Source organism: Cystobacter fuscus DSM 2262 (assembly GCF_000335475.2).
GTDB lineage: Bacteria > Myxococcota > Myxococcia > Myxococcales > Myxococcaceae > Cystobacter > Cystobacter fuscus.
Window position 1 is genome coordinate 477693 of the sequence record NZ_ANAH02000010.1, and the last position, 17760, is coordinate 495452.

Here is a 17760-nt window from a genome sequence, read left to right on the forward strand (position 1 = left end):
GCCCCCGCGCGCCATGACCCAGGTTCAGCTGCCTCAGCTCGGGAAGTACCGGTTGCTCGAAGTCATCGCCAAGGGCGGGATGGGCGAGGTGTACAAGGCCCAGCAGGAGGGGCCGGCGGGGTTCTCGAAGACCGTGGTGGTCAAGCGCGTCCTTCCGCACCTGGCGGACGCGGAGAACTTCATCGAGATGTTCCTCGAGGAGGCCCGCCTGGCGGCGCGGCTGTCCCATCCCAACGTGGTGCAGATCTTCGAGCTGGGAGAGGACCGGGGCGAGTACTTCATCGCCATGGAGTACATCCAGGGGCCCTCGCTCCACCGCGTGCGCAAGCGCCTGCGGGAACTGGGGCACCCCTTTCCCGTCGACATCGCCGCGTACGTCGTCGCGCAGGCGCTCCAAGGACTGCACTACGCGCACGAGCTGCGGGATGAGGCTGGCAAACCCCTGGGAGTCGTCCACCGCGACATCAGCCCCGACAACATCCTGGTGACGATGGACGGCGTGGTGAAGGTCGTGGACTTCGGCATCGCCAAGGCGGCGGATTCCGCGTCCAAGACCCAGTCGGGCACACTGAAGGGCAAGCTCTCGTACATCTCGCCCGAGCAGGTGAATGGCTGGCCCGCCTCGGTGCACTCGGACATCTACGCCACCGGGGTGGTGCTCTACCAGCTGTTCACCAACACGCTGCCCTTTCGCGCGCCCTCGAACGCGGCGCTGCTCCAGCAGATCGCCACGGCGGAGCCCGAAGCGCCGGATCGGCGCGAGCTGGACGTGCCTCCCGTGCTCAGCGACATCGTCATGAAGGCGCTGCGGAAGGATCCCCGCGAGCGCTTCGCCACCGCACAGGAGATGTCCCGGGCGCTCCTCGAGGCCCTGGAGTCCTGTCAGCGGAGGCTCTTCCCGGAGGACCTCGGCGCGTTCCTCAAGCAGCTCTTCGAGCAGGAAGGCTCGCCGCGGCGCTTCTTCGCGCAGCCCACTCCACGCGGTACGCGGCTCTCCTCACCCCCCGTGGTCGTGGAGGACGAGGCGACGGCCCCCCTGCTCGCGAACCCGGGGACGGTGACGGTGGCGCCTGCCCGCCCGCGCCATCGCGCGATCGCCTGGGTGTTGGGAGGCGCCTTGATGACCGCGGCCGTGGGGGTGGTCGCCCTGCGACCGTGGGAGCGGGGGACGCCTCCCGCTCCCGTGGCTCCCTCCCTCGCGCCGGCTCCTGCCCCCGGGAGCGTCCAGGCCCAGAAGCCTGTCATCCCGGCGCCACCGGAGGCCACGGTGTTACCGGCGGCGGTGGTGCCCCCACCGGAGGCGGCGGTGCCAGCACCGGAGCAGGCGGCACCCTCGCGAGCGCCCACGCCCGAGCCCACCCCCTCCCCGGCGCCGTCGCCCCAGGAGCTCTCGCGGGTGGCCTCCATGGGGCGGGTGCAGGTCCGGGTCAATCCCTGGGCGGAGGTCTTCTACGAGGGCCGCAGACTGGGCATCACTCCCATGCCCGCCATCCGGCTCCCCGCGGGAAGACGGACCCTCACCTTGAAGAACAAGGAGCTCGGGGTGTCACGCGACTACCGCGTCTCCGTCCCCGCCAACGGCGAGGTCACGCTGAAGGCGGACCTCTTGGAGTAGGGCTTGCTCCGCGCTACGGCGTCATCCAGTTGCGCGAGACGCTCAGCATGGCCAGCAGCTTGACCGTGTCGCCGTAGTAGTCCTCGGTGGGGGGGGTGGAGACGATCTGGTTCCACAAGCTGTCCAGCCACGCCTGGCCGCCGGAGTCCACGGTGGCCGCGACGGCGAACGGCGCCATGAAGACCATGTCGTTGTAGGACTCGATCGCGGTGCCGTTGAGTTGGTAGCCAGCACGGATGTTGTTCGGCCTGCCTCCCGTCTTGCCGCGAATCCAACGGCTGAGCAGGCTGGCCGCGTTGCGCGAGCGGGTGTCGCCGCTGATGGCCGCGTCGATGCCGATGCGCCACGGCACGCGGCACGCGTTCCAGGAGTAGCTGCCGTCGTACGGCGCCTCGAGGAATTCGGCGGGGGCGGGGCGAGGCGTCGTGGTGTTCGTCTTGATGATGAAGTCGGGCACCAGGCCGGTCGAGCTGGCGTAGGTGGTCTGCATCTTCTCGAGCAGCGTCTGGTGCGCGCTCAGCACCTTCGACCAGTCGGTGCTGGCGTGGCCGATGAAGCCGCGGAAGTGGCCGAGCATCCAGTCGGAGCTGCGCGTGGCGTAGTAATAGTCCGGAGCATCCTGCTGCAGCAGGCTGGCCCAGTCGCCGAGGTTGACCAGTCGCGTGGTCGGGTTGATGTTGCTCTGGGCGATCGCGTTGAGCACGCGCGTGGCCGCGGCCGCGTAGTTGATGGAGCCGGTGGAGCCCCACTGCTTGTGCGCGAGCAGCAACGAGTAGGCGATGTCGAGATCTCCATCGGTGGCCGAGTCGTGATCGAGGATGTCGTTGCAGTTGACATCCTGCGCCCAGGCCAACAGGTCGGGATTGTTCTGGCTGGGATGCCGGAGGTTGTAGCGGTGCAAGCCGTCGAAGATGGCCTGGGCCTGCGGATCCTGCCCGGCCATCATCACGGTGATCAACATTCCGTAGCCCTGGCCCTCGGACACGACATAGGCGCCATCACCCGTGCTGGCCTTGATGCGGTAGTCCCCCGCCTGGCACCCGGCGACGACGTAGCGGCTCTTCCACTTCCAATAGAAGTCCGCCGTCGCGCTGTCAGCCGCGGCCGTGCCGGCCGAAACGCTCAAGGTCGACGCGTTATAGGCCTGATGGTGGCTGCCGAATGGATGGTTCTGGGCCTGCGCGGCATCGGCGATGCCAAACACGGTCAGTGCCAGTCCTGGCAGAAGGTGTTTCAACGAAGGCATGGGCATGGAAGCGCTCTCCAGTCAGTGAGGGGATGGATGGCTCAGATGCCGCACGAGTGCTTCAAATGCAAGGTAATAAGGTGGAAAGGCGGGAATGAATGAATATCGAGAAATGAGAAGATGTCCGTGGGAGCCATGCGTCGCGGCGCGTCATCGCACCTCATGACGCCTCGGGGGAGTGCTCCAGGAAACAGAAAGCTTTCACGAAATCTTCACACGCGAGCAAGGTGATACGGCCCGTGCGAGCAGGGCAAACACACTTATCCTTCCCATGCATTCTTGTCTCTCGCTCATCTTGTTGGCATCGCTATATTCAAGATGCGGTTTCAGCCAGCGCGAGCCTTCCGCGGCCATCGTTCGCAGTCTCTGAGAATGCACGAGTAGCCCTGTGATGAGTGAGACCACCCGTATGGGTGTCTCATGAGCCATGCGTGCGATGACCAAGAAGGTGTTGTTGTTTCATGACGCAGCACATCAATCACCAAGGGGAATGAGTTCCATGAAGAAGCTGATGAGCAGCGCCGTGTGTGCCATTGCCGTGGCGGCATCCCTGGTGGGCGGGCAGGCGAGTTCCCAGGCCACCGCGCCGGTGTCCGTGAGCTACACCTTCGCGCAGGGCGCGGAGGGCTGGACGCATGGGTTCGCCGATCTTCCGACGGACTACGTCAGCCTGGGCATCTACGATACCGACTTCGCTTGGACTGCCATTCCGGATCAGTCCGGGGTGAATGGCCTGATGATCCAGAGCCATAACCGCAGCGACGACGTCTTCATGTACATCACGAAGAAGATCGACGCCTCGGCGGGCCTTCTTCCCAACAAGCAGTACACCGTCTACCTGAGCTTCGACCTCGGGACCAACGTCAGCGAGGGGATGATTGGCATCGGCGGCGCGCCGGCCGAGGGCGTCACGGTCAAGGCCGGGGCGGTGAACCACGCGCCGGCCCTCCAGGTGGAGGACGTCGGCGGGACCCCGTACTACATCCTCAACGTCGACAAGGGCCAGCAGACCAATGGTGGCACCGACCTGCAAGCGATTGGCCACCTCGGCAAGCCCAACCCGGACCAGGAGGGCTACCAGCTCAAGCACTTCGAGCACTCCTTCACCGTGACGACCACCGCCCAGGGGGCGGCCTACCTGATCATCGGCACGGATTCCGGCTTCGAGGGCCTGACCCGGATCTACTACACGAACATCCAGGCGGACTTCATCTAGGCGGGAGCTGAGCCAGGGGAGGTCCATCGGGCGTCCATGCCCAGTGGACCTCCCCCCGTCGTGGGCTGGCTACCGAGACTCAGCGTGTGGTGGCCGGAAAGCGCAGGTGCAGCGAGCTGGGCCCGCGATCATTGAAGTTGGAGCCCTGGTAGTCGTAGGGCCTGCCGGTGAGCTCCCAGCGCGGCAGCGTGAGCAGGGCGCGCAGGGCTTCCTCGACCTCGAGCCGAACGAGGGAGGCCCCCGGACAGTAGTGGGCGCCGACCCCGAAGGTCATGTGCCGGTTGGGCGCGCGGGTGATGTCGAAGCGCTCCGGGTCGGGGAAGATGGAGGGATCGCGGTTGGCCGCGGCGACCATCGCGTAGACGATCCGCCCCTTGGGAATCCTCGTGCCGCTGATCTCCGTGTCCTCCACGCACACCCGGTTGATGGACATGACGGCTGGTTCATGGCGCAAGCCTTCCTCGATGGCGCCCCGGATGAGGCCCGGGTCCCGCCGCAAGACATGCAACTGCTCGGGGTGACGCAGCAGCGCGAGGAGCGTGTTGGTGAGCTGGTTCGTCGACGTGACGAAGCCGGCGCCAATCATCTGGAAGGACTGGATGACGGCCTCGCCCGCGAGCTGGGGATGGCCCTGCTCTCCCGCGATGAGCTGGCTGATGAGATCCTCTCCGGGCGCTGCCCGGCGCTTCTCGACGAGGTCCGCCAGGTAGTCCGCCATGTCGTTGGTGGTGCGCCGCACGGCGTTCCTCGCCTCGTCCGAGCCGACCCCCGCGCCCGCGGGCTTGAGCAGATCCCTCGACCAGTCCATGAACCGCGGCCGATCCGCTTCGGGGAGCGCGAACAGCTCGGCGATGGTGTTGAGGGCGATGGGCTCGGCGAAGTCCGCGACGACGTCCATTTCCCCCTGTCGCCGCCCCTTCTCCAGGGCTCGCTCCACGAGCGACACGAGTTGGGGCCGGAAGTGCTCGATCGCCGCGGGCGTGAAGCCCTTCATGACGAGCTGGCGCAGCAGCGTGTGGCGGGGGGGATCCTGGAAGAAGACGAGCCGCGACCAGACCGAGACCATCTTCTTCGTCGCCTCATCCTCCCCCAGCATCCCCATGCTCCCGAACAGCGCGTCCGCGCGCCGCGAGGAGAAGCACGGGCTCCTGGTGAACGCCTCGATGTCGGCGCCACGCGTGAGGATGAAGCACTGGAAGGGTTCGAAGAAGTAGACGGGCCGCTGGGCGCGCAACCGCTCGAAAGTAGGGAAGGGGTTGGCGAAGAAGCCCTCGCTCATCAAATCGATATCGGCGCCTGTACTCATCTTTCCTCCAGGACTGTCTGGCGAGACAGCCTGGGACGCTAGCCCTCGAAGGCCCGGAACGCGACAGGGGGCGAGGAGGGCTCTCCTGGCCTCCTCGCCCCCTGGGTATTTCAGAGCTGCCCGCTCGAGTGCGCGCTTCGCGCTAGTAGCTGGTCTTCAGCCACTGGCTCTTCGTCCAGGTGAGCTTCCCAGCGCCCGCTCCATCGGCGGCCGTCAGCCGGCTCTTGAGGGTCGACGGATCCTCCGGCGTATAGCTGTAGGGCAGGGTGGAGAAGCCATTCCAGGAGAAGTCCTTCACGTCAGCGGGTACCGGGCTGAGCGGGCTGCCGGAGGCGTCGCTGCTTCCCCGGAAGGCCACCCCATTGAGGGAGTCGATCGTGTCGATGGCGCGGATCTTCCCCGTATAGCTTGCATCCTCGGGATCCGTCTGGTTGTTGCGCACCGGGTACTGGACGTCGATGATGTGCGACTTCTCGACCAGGACGGCGCCGCTCTCGGTGGAGATCGCGCCGTTGCTCGTCACGGTGAAGTGGTAGCCCTTGGAGGAGATGGCGGTGGCCATGGCCGAGGTGATCTTCGACTTGGCGGCCCAGGCTCCCGCGCTGTCCATGACGATGTTGTAGGCGTGCGCGTTGCCGCCGCGCAGGCGGGGCATGCGGTCCTGGATGTCCTTGTAGTAGTTGTGGTGCAGCGTGATGGAGAGGTTCGGGTTGTCCGAGGCAAACTCCGTCGAGCCGACCAGGTGGCCCTTCTTCTGCGCGCCCGCGATCGCGATGATGTCCTGCTTGCTCAGGCCCACCGCGCTGCCGCGCAGGTGGTTGTACATCGGGTAGGCGGACTTGTTGGCCTCGAGCGCATCGAACTGCCTGGCCACGAAGCTGGTCGCGCTGCCGTCATCCCCCTTGAACGTGGACCAGGAGATGGTCACGCCCGAGGTGCCCTTCTTCGAGTCGACGAGGCCATCGTAGGCCTTGTTGAAGGTGCAGTGGTCGATCCAGACCTTGCTGCTCTCCTCCAGCGTCAGGTAATCCCAGTCGTTGGAGTCATAGTCGCCCTTGGTCTTCTCGTCCCACTCCCACAGCTCGTCGAACTCCAGGTTGCGGATGATGACGTTCGAGCTGCGCTTGATCGTGATGGCCACGTGCTTGAGCCGGGCGCCGTTGGCCGAGAAGATGGTCAGCCCGTTGAAGCCGTCCACGTTGATCTTGCTGACCCCCGACTGCAGGAGCACGGGATGGGTCAACGCCGCGTTGTGGGAGGAGATGGGCGAGACCTTGGCCGCGGAGGGGAGCTCGTTCCAGCCCAGGTTGAGATCATTCATGATCTCCACGACCTTGACGCCCGAGCCCTTCTTCAAGGCCTGGGCGAGCTCCGTCGCGGTGTAGACCTTCTTGTAGCGGGCGGTGTCCGACTCGCTGATCACTCCACCACCGGTGTTGCCAGCGGAGAACCCCGTGAGGTTGTAATCAGTGATTCCGGCGGCCCGAGCATCCGTGGCGGGAATGGCGGAGAACGCCAGGCCCAAGGCCATCGACAGGCTGCACATCCCCTTGACATGAATGTTCATGGAAACCCTTCCCAGTCCGAGATGACTCAATCCCTGGATTTGCTCCCTGGAGTGTCTTCTCTACTAACAAGAGTTCAATCTCCAGGTCAAACGTTTTCCCAAGATTAACCTGATTAATCATGAAATGAGGGATGTCATGCCACAAGACGAATCGTGTCAGTCGGATGAGACGAGTTGTGAAGGGTCCTCGAGCCACGAGAAAAGAAAAAGCCCCCGGCCGGATGTCGGCCGAGGGCTTCGAGTTCAAACAACCAACTGGCTACGGCTCGATACCACCCGCCAGCGTGCCGTTGCGGTAGACGGTGATGTTGCTGTTGTCGCCATAGGCCGTCTGCCCGGCCTTGAACGAGTAGTCATCCGCCTCGTTGAAGTTCGACCAGGACGTGTTGTTCACGCGCAGCTGGATGTCACCCGTGTCCTGGCCCGCCGCCAGGGTGCCGCTGAGGAAGCTGATCTCGATGTAGTGGGTGGCGCCAGGCCGCGGAGCGGAGAGCTGCCCGGACTGGAAGCTCAGGCTCGAGCAGCCCGGGAGGGCCCAATCGCAGTTGATCTGCAGGCCGGCCGCGCCGTCCAGCGAGATGTAGTAGCGGACCTTGATGTCGGCCAGGCTGACCGACGTGGTGCCGCCGTTCTTCACCCGGAGGTGGGGGCGGAACTGGTTGGTGGTCGGGGAGTTGTTGTTCCCGTCGCGGTAGAGGACGGAGAGGGCGCCCACGCTGGCGGCCTGCGTCGTGGCGGAGGACTCGTTCGACCCGGCGGACTCGAGGGCGGCGTTGGAGGCCGTCACCTTGTAGTAGTGGGTCGTGCCAGGCAGCAGGCCCGTGTGGGTGAAGCTGGTGGTGGAGCTGGTGCCCACCCGGTTCGCCGCGGTGAGGGCCACGCTCGGCGAGGTGGAGTGATAGATGTTGTAGCCGGTGGCGTTGGCGGAGCCCGTCCAGCCCAGGGAGATCAGGCTGGAGCCGGCCGCCGCCGCGGTCAGGCTGGAGGGCGCGGAGAGGACCTGCTCGGCCGGAGTCGCGGAGACCGCGCTGCTGTTGGGGCTCTCACCCTTGGCGTTGGACGCGCTGACCACGAAGTAATAGGTGGTGCCATTGGTCAGGCCGGTGTTGGTGTAGCTCGTCCCCGTGACGGAGGCCACCGTCGCGAACGGTCCGGTGCTGGCGGTGCCCCGCTTGACGGTGTAGCTCGTCGCGCCGAACGAAGCGCTCCAGCCGATCGTCACCTGCTTGTTGCCCGGGGTGGCCGTCAGGCTCGTGGGCGGAAGGGCCGGGTCATTGTCTCCGGCGGTCTGCGGGATGGAGGGATAGGCGTTCTGCACCAGCATCGTGAACTGCTCGTGGAACCAGTGGCCGGACAGCGGCGCGTTCGGCAGGGAGCCGGTCTTCGTGTTGTACTGCGTGGTGAATTCCGGGTCGCACATCGGGTCGGCGCCCTTGCCCTCGTTGTTCGGGATGTACTTGCTCGCGCCGTCCGAATCGCCCGGCGGCTTGACCCAGACGAAGGCATCCAGGTGAGAAGCGCTATAGCCAGCCGGAGTCGGCTGGGGCGGCTGCCCCATGCCAGTCCCGGCCTGGTTGCACCAGAGGCCGCGGTGGGCGCGCCGGTCGATGCGGCCGGAGTCGGCGTACGTGTCGACCGTGGTGCCGGAGGCGCCCGTCGGCCGGTTGGGTCCACCCCAGCCGTTGCGCGAGGTGTCGATGAGGAAGCCGATGCTGGCCGGCCAGCCCGCGGACGTGAAGCCGGTGTAGAGGGAGGCCGCGAAGTCGGTCTCGTCGAAGTTGGGGTTCCACTCGTAGTACTTCGCCGACCGCAGCGGCTGCCCGCCCACGGTCACGTTCGGGTTCACCAGGTTCGGCTCCGCGAGCGGCGTGTAGTTGGCCGTGTTGGTCACGAAGCCATCCACGCTGGACAGCCCCGCCGTCGTCGCACCCACCACGGAGGTGTAGAGCGCGATGGTCTTCTGACGGTTGTCATCCCAGCCCAGCCAGCCCGAGTGGCCGAGGTCCATGTAGATGTAGACGTTGGGGATGGCGTGCAGCTTGTTCATGGCGTACTGCGCGGCCGCCACGTAGATGCCGCTGGAGTTGGCCTGGGCGCACGCCGGGTCCTGCAGGTTGGTCACCAGGTTGGGCAGGCCGTCCGGCTCGAGCGCCGTGACGATCCGGATGTCCTGGTACTTCGGATCGGCGAAGATGGCCGTGATGGGGTCGATATACTCTGTCTTGTAGCGCTGCAGGCCCTCCGCCGTCAGCGGCAGCTCGCCGTTGGACGCCAGCGCATGGCAGTCGCGCCCTGGCATGTCGTAGATGACGAAGCTCGCGGTGATGGGCTGGCCGGCCTTCTTCTGGGCCAGCGCCAGGTCGAGGTGGTCACGCAGGCTCTTGCGGCCGCCGTTCGCGGTGCCGCCGTGAATCGCCGCGATGCGGTCCAGCCAGACATAGGTCGGATACGTTTTGACCGTGCGCATCTTCGCGGCCAGCGTGCTGTCGGTCGTCTTGGCGATCGAGCTGTCGACCTGCGCCGCGTAGTCGGGATTGATGTAGGCGCTCGCGCTCTCGAACGGATTGTCCACATGCGTCTGCGCGGAGGCGACTCCTCCACAGAGTGCCATTTGCAGGAATGCCAGGGACTTCAGCGCCAGGCCGCGGATGTTGGAATGCTTTTGTTGCATGCGTTCCCTCCTGATGAAATGTTGCAGTAAAGTCAGAAAACGAGGAATACGATTCCGTCGTGGAAAACAATTAAAAGCCGAAAAGCTCATACGATGAAAACGTTTTGATTGCAACCTGTCCGTGGCTGAACAGAGCGGATGCTCGTGTTTGAGGCGGGAGCGAATCAGAGCGCTTTCATCCGTCTATCTCGGGAATCCCGCTGAATCGTGGCAACAGGCCTTTTTTCTTGTATTCACAGGCCTTGAGAACGCCTGCGTTCTCAACGCGAGGCGTCAAGGATTGCCGGAGGTCTCTTCCCTGGCCGCCGGATGGCCGAGCGTGTCGTAACGTTGTCATCTTCATTTCAACGCAAGGCGTCAAGGATTGCGAGCCGAGCGTGCCGAAACGTGTCAGCGACACCGGGCTCGCGCTGGCGGACGGCGTCGGCTAGATGGCCGCGATGCGCGAGGCGGGGCTGGGTTCGAAGGGTTGGGGAGATCTGCTGGCCGAGGGGCGGCTGCCCCGTTTCGCGCTGATCTGCCTGGGCGTCTGGTTGAACGCCGCCGACGCGCTGGTCACCGCCACCATCATGCCGAGCGTGGGCGCGGACCTGGGCGGCTATGCCTATTTCAGCTGGTCGGTGGCCGGGTTCCTGGTGGGCGCGATCCTGGCGGGCGCGAGCGCCGGGCGGCTCGCGGAGTTGTTTGGCCTGCGCCGGGCCAGCGCGTTGGCGGGGCTGGTCTGTATGGCTGGTTGCGTCATGAGTGCGGTCGCGCCCGATGTGGGGCTCTTCCTGGCGGGACGTGTGGTGCAAGGGATGAGCTGTGGTTGGGTGTCGGGCTTCTCCATGGTGGCCGTGGCCCTGCTGTTTCCGGAGCGGCACCTCGCCCGGGTGTTCGCGTCCATTTCCGGGGTGTGGGGGGTCGCCACGGTGCTGGGGCCGCTGGTGGGCGGGCTCTTCGCGGAAGCGGGCGCCTGGCGCGGCGTGTTCTGGCTGTTCGCCGTGCAGGCCCTGGCCTTCAGCGCGGCGGCGCTCTGGCTGCTGCGCGGCTCGGCCCGGCCCGCTGGCGGCGCGGGCATTCCGTGGACGCAGCTCGCGGTGCTCACCCTCGGGGTCGGCGCCATCGCCGTGGCCGATGTCATCCGGCATCCCTGGACGGCGCTGGGCCTGGTGGCGGCGGGCGTCGCGCTCCTCGGCCTGGTGTTGCGCATTGACGCCCGCGCGAGGGTCCGGCTGTTGCCGCGCCAGGCGGGTGACCTCCGTACCATCGTGGGCGCGGGCTATTCGGCCATGTTCTGGATGACGGCGGCGTCGATGGGCTTCGCCGTCTATGGGCCGGCCATCCTGCAGACGCTGCGAGGAATGTCGCCGCTGTGGGCGGGCTATGTGATTGGCGTGGAGTCGATCGCCTGGACCCTGGCCGCTTTCGCGGTGGCGTCCGTGAGCGAGCGCTGGGAGGCCTTCTGGGTGCGCCTGGGCGCGGTCTGTCTGGTGCTCAGCCTGGTGATCCTCACCGGGTTCATGGGTGGCGGGTCCCTCGCCTGGGTGCTGGTGGGGGGCGCGCTGCTGGGGGCGGCCTTCGGCTTCTCCTGGAGCTTCATGACCCGCCGGATCATGGCGGCGCTGTCGGACGAGGAGCGCGCAATGGGCACGTCGGCCACCATCGCCATCCGCCAGACCGGTGCCTCGGCCGGCGCGGCGATCTCGGGCGCGGCGGCGAACGTGGTGGGCTTCTCGTCGGGCCTGACGGTACACACCGCGCAAGCGGCGTCCATCTGGGTGTTCGCCAGCGTCATCCCGCTGGCGCTGATCGGCGGCTGGGCAGCGTTCCGGTTGACCGGCCAGAATGCCCAGGACCGCCATCGCCGTGAGGGATGAGGAGCACTTCTGTTTATCTCGTTTTCCTTGAAAAAATGAATGTTCTCGTCCAGGAAGCGATGGTCACGAACTCGTGGCCTCGAGGAGGAGAACGTCATGCGCCGCACCCGACCGGATGAGTCGTTGCTGGTGATTCACCCCCGCCGTACACGAGTCCTGGGGCTCGCGGCCATGACGCTCCTCGCGGCCAGTGTCGGTTGCGCTGGCGCCCCGGAGCTGGAGCAAGAGGAGAGCACGGGTGTCCAGGAGGCGGCAGCCGGAGCCCAGGGCAGCATCCTCTTCGTCGGCAACAGCTTCACCCACGGCCACGAGGAGCCGGTCTACTCGTACAACAAGGGCGCGATCACCGATGCCAACAACTCGGGGCAGGGCGGTGTGCCGGGCATCTTCAAGAAGCTGACCGTCCAGGCCGGCCTGGCGTACGACGTCACCCTCGAGACGGTCAGCGGAGAGACCCTCAGCGGGCACTACTCCACGAAGGCGGCGATCATCGGCCGCGCCTGGAACACCGTCGTCCTGCAGGAAAACAGCACGCGTCCCCTGCCCACGGCTCGGGGAGGCAATCCCACGGCCTTCTTCACCGCCTCCAATGATCTGCGCAATCTCGTGTTGACGGCCAACCCAGCGGCCCGCCTGTTCCTGTACGAGACCTGGGCGTCACCCGCGTCGGTCTCGGCCCAGGGCTACACGAGTGGCATCGCGGGCCTGCAAGCGATGCAGAGCGACCTGCGCACCGCGTACTTCAAGGCGTATGACGATTTCGACTTCACGGGCGTGGCCCGGGTAGGCGACGGGTTCCTGCGCGCGGTCGAGCAGGGTCTGGCGGATCCCTCCAATGGAACCTCCGCGGGGACCTTCAAGCTGTGGAGCACCTCGGACAACCGCCATGCGAGCAAGTACGGCAGCTACCTCGCGGCGGCGGTGCTGTACGCGAAGATCACCGGGGCCGACCCGCGCACCCTGTCCGTCGGCGCGGGCAGCGCGGCGGCCGAGCTGGGCATTGGCGCGACCGATGCCTCCAACCTCAACCGCATCGCCTACGAGAGCGCCACGTTGCCGGATCCAATCGGCGCTCCCGTGTCCCAGCCCCTGCCCGCCACCCGTGCGAGCTTCACGGGCTCGGTGACGACCGGTACCCCGGCCAACCTCACCGGCAATGCGCAGTTGAGCTCCCTCACCACGTCGGAGGGCACCTTCACGAATCTCCTCGGCGCGACGGCCAGTGGCATCACGGGGACCAACACGCCCAACTCGCGGGGCTCGACGCCCGCGAGCGCCCCCGCGGCCGCCTCGGGCCTCTCCGTGAATGACGGCGCGAACAACCTGGGCGCGGGCAACTTCCAGTTCGGCACGGCCTTCACCGCGAAGACCCGCTTCTTCATCGTCGAGAGCGCCCTCGCCTCCGGCACGGTGGGTGATGACACCGTCGTCACGCTGATCGATGCGTCGAACAATCGGGTCGGCGCGTTCTCGCTCTCCCTGGTCGCGAGTCAGTTCACCGCCTCGGCTGGGGGCAACACGTCGAACGCGCTGGCGACGATCAACTACACGGGCGGCGTCGCGAGCGTCACCGGCAGTCCCCCGGGCTCGGTGCAGTCGAAGCTGGGAGCGGTCACGTTCTCGCTGGCGGATCTGGGTGTCACCAACCCCACGAGCATCAGCTCCGCCACCGGCATTCGACTCACCAGCTCCACGCTCGATCCGAACGTGGTTGGCCTCTACACCGTGCCCTGATCTGGGCGCGCGCCGTGCCCGCCGCCCAGGGCTAACGCGCGAACTGGCAGCCCGGCTGGTATCCCCCCTCCGGCGCGGGGGCCGGAGCCGGGCAGCTCCTGAGGATCCCGTCGGCCGCGAGATAGGACTGTGGGTAGCTCGTGAGGGCCATGCGCACGGAGTAGCTCACGTCCTCGTAGCGCCGGCGGTCCGCCGCGGTGACGTTCACGTAGAGCTTGCCGCCCCGGATGAAGCGCGGCTCGAGGCAGAAGCAGCCTTGGGCCCGCGCGGTCACCGTCTCGGTGTTGCCCTCCACGGCGCGGGTGTAGAGCAACTCGGGCGGGCCCGCGCCATGCCACGCGGGACGCGGGGCCGGCTCGTACATCAGCGTGAAGGGCTTCCCCGCGCTCGTGCCCACCTGCGTGCACGCCTCATTCTTCCCTGGCTGGTTGCCGTCACAGAAGAGGACGTCCAGCGCCAGGCCATGCACCGACGCTCCATCGGGTAGCAGGCCGACCTGCCACTGCAACTCCCACGTCCTGTCCAGGGGCCCGGCGGAGGGATCCTGTGGCGGTATGTCGATGACATAGGTGTCCACGTCGCCGGGCACCGCGTCGTAGTCGTGTGCGCCTCGGATGCCTCCCGCGCTCGGACTCTGGAGCGCGTTGAGCCGGCCGTGACCATGGCCCAGCGTCCCGCTGAGCACCGTGGCGTTCGCGGGAGGCACGGGAAAGCCACTGCTCGTCGGAAGGTCCATCGCCATGGGGACGGTCCTGGGCTCCTCGCGCGACTCCTCGTCCGGGTCCCGGCTCCAGCGCAGCTCGACGGTGTACTCGCGGTCATCCGCCTGGTCCGTCCCCTCGTTGCTCACGTGGACGTACAGCTCGAGTTCCGTCGAGTGCGAGGGGATGGGGATGACGCCCTCGAAGTTCTCCAGGTTCGGGTGGGACGCGGACTCGTTGCGCTCGGAGCGCAGGCACAGCGCCGACTCGCACAGCGCGTTGACGCGCTCGAGGATGTCCGGCTCCCCTTCTCCGTCCTTGGGGCAGGTGGTGGGCTTCGTCCTGCACTGCACGGCTCGCTCGGAGACAGGGGTTGAGCCCTCCACCTCGCTCAGCACCTGGACCCTGCGAGCCGAGCGCCCGGGCAGGGGCGGGAAGCGTCCCGGTGTCTGGCTCCAGGAAACCTTGTAGTGCAGCCGCGTGGGGGGTTCCCTCCCCTGGCCACTGGAGAAGGAGGCCAGGCGCAGCGGCAGGTAGTCCTGGTCCGTGGAGTGCTCGAGCCGTCCCTTGATGAGGTACGGCGTGCCCGAGGGGCTGTCGATGCGCACCAGGCCCCGCTCGGTGGTGGTGTCGTTCGGCTCGTTCTCGTCCAACTGCTCGTAGAGGCGCACCTCGAGCGTGTAGGGGGCATTCAGGGTGACGGGTTGGGACTCGGGGGGCGTGAGGGGAGGGTGGGCTCGCACCACGAGCTGAACGCGGCCCGGCGAGACCTGGAGCACCCGGCCGAGGTCCACCGGGTCCGTCCGCGTCGGGTTCGGTGCGACGACCACGGCCGCGGACGCCTCCTGGCCCTCCTCTCCCGTCAGTACGGTGAGCGACGGCTGGACGAGCCCGGGCAGTGGGGGCTGATTGTCCAGGGTCAGGCGCACGGAGAGGATCTTCGGTCCGCCGTTGGCGGATGCGGGCACCTGGAACACGAAGCGGTCCGTGTCCTGGTCCGTGGTCAGGTTCGCCTCCACGTGGACGGACAGCCCCTCCCCCTCGGGCACCAGGGACAGCGTGGAGGGCACGGTGTCGTTGTCCTCATAGACATCCGGGAGGGGAACGACTCCCGTCCCGGCGTCCGCCGGGGAGGGACGCGGGGTACAGGCGGCGAGCAGACCGGCCAGGACGAGTCCGACTCTCCACATTCTCGAATCGACGCGCATGGGCTTCTCCGGGAAGGTGACCGTGAGTGCCAGAGCATTCCCGCTCTCTGTCGGGCCGGCGAGAATTCATCCGCGTACGCAAGGCCCACGGGACCGGGTCGTGTTGTCAGCGACCCGAGCGCCGCACCGTCCCTGCCCGCCCGGAGGGTGTCATGGTGCATGGAGAGGAAAAGGCGCGGGAGATGGCTCGCTCCCTGCTGCCGTCGGTCAATCGGGAAGCTGCACGTGCTGGGAGGGTCGCCATCCACCGCGCCCATCGCCGTCAGTTCCGCGTGGAGATGAATCGGCTCGTGCGCGATCCCGAGTCGTTCGATGAGCGCGCTGGTTTCGACGCGCAACCCGTCGTGGACATCCGTCAATTGATGGGGCACCGGCGCTCGGGGGACAAGGTCGCCCCTTTCATCCGCTGGGCCACCGCCCGCGCCCGGTCCATTCCCCGGGAGAGCCGGCTGAGTCACATCCGCGCCCTCGTGCCTCGGGGTCTCATTGGAGACCATGCGTTGGCGCACATCCGGGAGCGCGAGGAGTTCCAATCCCCGGAAGAAGTCGAGCGGAGGAGGGCGCGGCGTTCGAGCCATCAACGCTCCTTCCTGCTCGATCGGGGAGAACAGGCCACACTGCTTCATGCCCTGTTGCATGCTCCGGGCGGACACCGCGTCTTCAACCAATGGCTCAAGGCACGTCATCTCCTCCACTCCCGTCAGGAGTTGAAGGGCTGGCATTGCACGTGCGTCCCCAGGTGCCGCATCCCGAGCCGGCTGGACGCCGCCCTTCCCCCAGCCCGTTTGCTCCTGGGCGCGCATGACGTGCTGCCGTTCCTCGCCGCCATCTGGGGCCCCGAGGGCGAGTCCCGGAAGCGCCGCCGCACTCCCCTCGACAGTCCTCGGAGCACCGTGAACACCTTCCTCCGAGCCTTCAAGCAGTGCCGGGGCGACGTGCTGGCCACGGCGCGGGTCCTGGGCCTGGCGCCGCCCCTCCCCGACTGAGGGGGGAGACCACCGGGCTCGCGCGCCACGAGTCGTCTGACTCCTTCGCCGCTAGGATGCGGACCCGGACATGGAACTGGACATGACTACGGTCGAACTCGCACGGGCCGCGTGCCTCATCCTCATCGCCGCGCTCATGGTCGTGGCGGTGATCCGGCGCAGGCGGTGGGAAGCGTGGCTGCGCGACATGGAGGACGTGTTCGCCCAGCATGGCGTCACGCTCGCGGACCACGACAAGTTCCGGTGGGTCGCGAAGCCCGTCGAGGCGTCGGAGGTCGAGCTGGAGGGCTTCGTCGAGGGCCTGCTTCCGCCTGGGGCGGACTCCGAAAGGGTGAGCGGGGCGAGCAGTTCCCGGTTGAAGGTGCCGTTGCCCGGAGGGGGGCTGTTGATGATTCCTCCGGATCTCGTCGAGCCGCTCTTGGGCCCGCTGCCGCCCGTGCCGCGCGTGCGCACGGGCGAGGCCCGGTTCGACGCGGCGTTCTCGTCCTTCGCCCAGGGCGGAGAGCCGCCGCGCTGGCCGAGCGGCGCCCCCTTTCTCTCGCCCGAGGACCTTGCCTTCCTTCAGGCCCACCGGATGCGCTGGCTGCGGTGGAATGACGACCTGCTCGAGGTGGCCTTCGCGCCGCGGACCCCCGCGGATGCGGTGCCGCTGCTCGCCTTCGCCCAGGCGCTGCGCCGCGGGCAGCAGGGCCGCGCGGCGTCGACTCCCCCGGCCGCCGCGCCGTCCATGCCCGTGGTGCCCGTCGCGGGTCTCGAGCCGGAGGAGCAGATCTGGTTCTTCTTCGCGTTCGGCGGCGTGATGATGTTCTCGGCGTTCGCCCCCCACTTGTTCGACCCATTGAAGGATGTGGTGTCGCTGCACGTGTGCGGCGTCAAGGGACTCCAACTCAGCAACGAATGGGCCCTGTGCCCAGACGGACGCGAGGTGCTGGGGGCCGCGCTGCTCGCCGCGGCGTGGATCGGGCTGCTGCCCCTCCTCGCCTTCCGACTGCTGCGCAGCCTGTCCCGGTTGGACAGTCCCGGGGAGCGGCCAGCGGCGTAGGCGCTGAAGGTGTCAGACGATTCGTGTGCGCCAGGCAAAGCTTGGGTGAGGAGGAAGCGATGTAGGAGCGGAAACTTCACGAAGGGACCCTGCGGGTTCAAACCCCGCCCGGCAAAGGAGGCCACCAGCCGGAAGCGAGTCTTGCGTGGTGCCGGGGCAACCCGGGCTGCGAAGCGTAGACAGCGAGTATGTGGGCCGCGTGATTGAGCCTCGAAAGATCTGAATCGTCGCGAGAGCCGACGCCGTACGAGTAGCGGAAGGCCGCAGCCCAGGGCCGAAACAGGCCAGGTCCTGGGGTCTCGCCGGGGTCTGAGAGCGGGGCACGCAGACAAGAGGGTCCTCCAGGAACCTGGGAGGTGCTGACGACTCCACGTCGAAGTGGCCGGAGGGCAACCGGAAGAAAGCCCAGGCCCGAGGGAGATGGGCGCCCGACTCCCGCGGGAGCGAAGGACGGGTGGCGGTGGTAGCGCGCTGGCGAAGGAAACGAAGCCGGGCGTGAAGGTCGTCAGGAAGTCGGAGTGCCTCGTAGTACCGCTGAAGCAGGGGAACGCACCCGGGCGGACCCTGTGGAGGGAAGGGGGCACCGGAACATGGAACCGAGGGAGGGAA

11 protein-coding genes are annotated in these 17760 nt (G+C 67.1%); 6 read left to right on the plus strand and 5 right to left on the minus strand.

The genetic code is table 11. The features are described 5' to 3' along the window. Nucleotides 1-13 precede the first annotated feature (13 nt). The gene (locus D187_RS20345) at nucleotides 14-1615 is read left to right on the plus strand and encodes a serine/threonine protein kinase (protein WP_002622435.1); all 1602 of its coding nucleotides are present in this window, start codon (nucleotides 14-16) and stop codon (nucleotides 1613-1615) included. A 13-nt stretch (nucleotides 1616-1628) separates the two neighbouring features. Here D187_RS20345 and D187_RS20350 read toward each other — a convergent pair whose 3' ends face one another. Then, nucleotides 1629-2861, minus strand: a complete 1233-nt coding sequence (locus tag D187_RS20350; RefSeq protein WP_245591769.1) for a family 8 glycosyl hydrolase — start codon at nucleotides 2859-2861, stop codon at nucleotides 1629-1631. Nucleotides 2862-3360: 499 nt separating this feature from the next. Here D187_RS20350 and D187_RS20355 point away from each other — a divergent pair, with 499 nt between their 5' ends. Further along, nucleotides 3361-4077: a hypothetical protein gene (locus D187_RS20355; RefSeq protein ID WP_051256434.1), complete on the plus strand. Its 717-nt coding sequence runs from the start codon at nucleotides 3361-3363 to the stop codon at nucleotides 4075-4077. 79 nt (nucleotides 4078-4156) lie between these two features. Here D187_RS20355 and D187_RS20360 read toward each other — a convergent pair whose 3' ends face one another. The 3 genes from D187_RS20360 to D187_RS20370 form a co-directional block, all read right to left on the minus strand. After that, entirely contained in the window at nucleotides 4157-5383 is a 1227-nt protein-coding gene (locus tag D187_RS20360) for a cytochrome P450 (protein ID WP_002622432.1), read from the minus strand. 142 nt (nucleotides 5384-5525) lie between these two features. Continuing rightward, on the minus strand, nucleotides 5526-6950 hold the full coding sequence (locus D187_RS20365) for a pectate lyase family protein (RefSeq protein WP_002622431.1): 1425 nt from the start codon (nucleotides 6948-6950) through the stop codon (nucleotides 5526-5528). Between the two features lie 259 nt (nucleotides 6951-7209). Beyond that, nucleotides 7210-9621: a glycoside hydrolase family 6 protein gene (locus D187_RS20370; protein WP_002622429.1), complete on the minus strand. Its 2412-nt coding sequence runs from the start codon at nucleotides 9619-9621 to the stop codon at nucleotides 7210-7212. A gap of 431 nt (nucleotides 9622-10052) precedes the next feature. Between D187_RS20370 and D187_RS20375 the strand changes: the two genes are divergently transcribed. Both D187_RS20375 and D187_RS20380 read left to right on the plus strand, forming a co-directional pair. Beyond that, nucleotides 10053-11480 (plus strand): MFS transporter, encoded by a 1428-nt coding sequence (locus D187_RS20375; protein ID WP_002622428.1) that lies wholly within the window; start codon nucleotides 10053-10055, stop codon nucleotides 11478-11480. Nucleotides 11481-11576: 96 nt separating this feature from the next. Then, nucleotides 11577-13214, plus strand: a complete 1638-nt coding sequence (locus tag D187_RS20380; protein ID WP_051256435.1) for a hypothetical protein — start codon at nucleotides 11577-11579, stop codon at nucleotides 13212-13214. Nucleotides 13215-13245: 31 nt separating this feature from the next. On the opposite strand, the gene D187_RS50130 is transcribed toward D187_RS20380, so the two are convergent. Then, on the minus strand, nucleotides 13246-15123 hold the full coding sequence (locus tag D187_RS50130) for a hypothetical protein (protein WP_002622426.1): 1878 nt from the start codon (nucleotides 15121-15123) through the stop codon (nucleotides 13246-13248). A 182-nt stretch (nucleotides 15124-15305) separates the two neighbouring features. On the opposite strand from D187_RS50130, the gene D187_RS20390 reads away from it, so the two are divergent. Further along, the gene (locus D187_RS20390; protein WP_155893458.1) at nucleotides 15306-16109 is read left to right on the plus strand and encodes a hypothetical protein; all 804 of its coding nucleotides are present in this window, start codon (nucleotides 15306-15308) and stop codon (nucleotides 16107-16109) included. A gap of 82 nt (nucleotides 16110-16191) precedes the next feature. Beyond that, a complete protein-coding gene (locus D187_RS20395; protein ID WP_155893459.1) occupies nucleotides 16192-17151 on the plus strand; it encodes a hypothetical protein in 960 nt (319 codons plus the stop codon). The last annotated feature ends 609 nt before the right edge of the window (nucleotides 17152-17760 follow it).

Coding starts and splice junctions, on each gene's coding strand:
- D187_RS20345 (WP_002622435.1), top strand. CDS start 14: ATGACCCAGGTTCAGCTGCCTCAGCTCGGGAAGTACCGGTTGCTCGAA.
- D187_RS20350 (WP_245591769.1), bottom strand. CDS start 2,861: ATGCCTTCGTTGAAACACCTTCTGCCAGGACTGGCACTGACCGTGTTT.
- D187_RS20355 (WP_051256434.1), top strand. CDS start 3,361: ATGAAGAAGCTGATGAGCAGCGCCGTGTGTGCCATTGCCGTGGCGGCA.
- D187_RS20360 (WP_002622432.1), bottom strand. CDS start 5,383: ATGAGTACAGGCGCCGATATCGATTTGATGAGCGAGGGCTTCTTCGCC.
- D187_RS20365 (WP_002622431.1), bottom strand. CDS start 6,950: ATGAACATTCATGTCAAGGGGATGTGCAGCCTGTCGATGGCCTTGGGC.
- D187_RS20370 (WP_002622429.1), bottom strand. CDS start 9,621: ATGCAACAAAAGCATTCCAACATCCGCGGCCTGGCGCTGAAGTCCCTG.
- D187_RS20375 (WP_002622428.1), top strand. CDS start 10,053: ATGGCCGCGATGCGCGAGGCGGGGCTGGGTTCGAAGGGTTGGGGAGAT.
- D187_RS20380 (WP_051256435.1), top strand. CDS start 11,577: ATGCGCCGCACCCGACCGGATGAGTCGTTGCTGGTGATTCACCCCCGC.
- D187_RS50130 (WP_002622426.1), bottom strand. CDS start 15,123: ATGCGCGTCGATTCGAGAATGTGGAGAGTCGGACTCGTCCTGGCCGGT.
- D187_RS20390 (WP_155893458.1), top strand. CDS start 15,306: ATGGCTCGCTCCCTGCTGCCGTCGGTCAATCGGGAAGCTGCACGTGCT.
- D187_RS20395 (WP_155893459.1), top strand. CDS start 16,192: ATGACTACGGTCGAACTCGCACGGGCCGCGTGCCTCATCCTCATCGCC.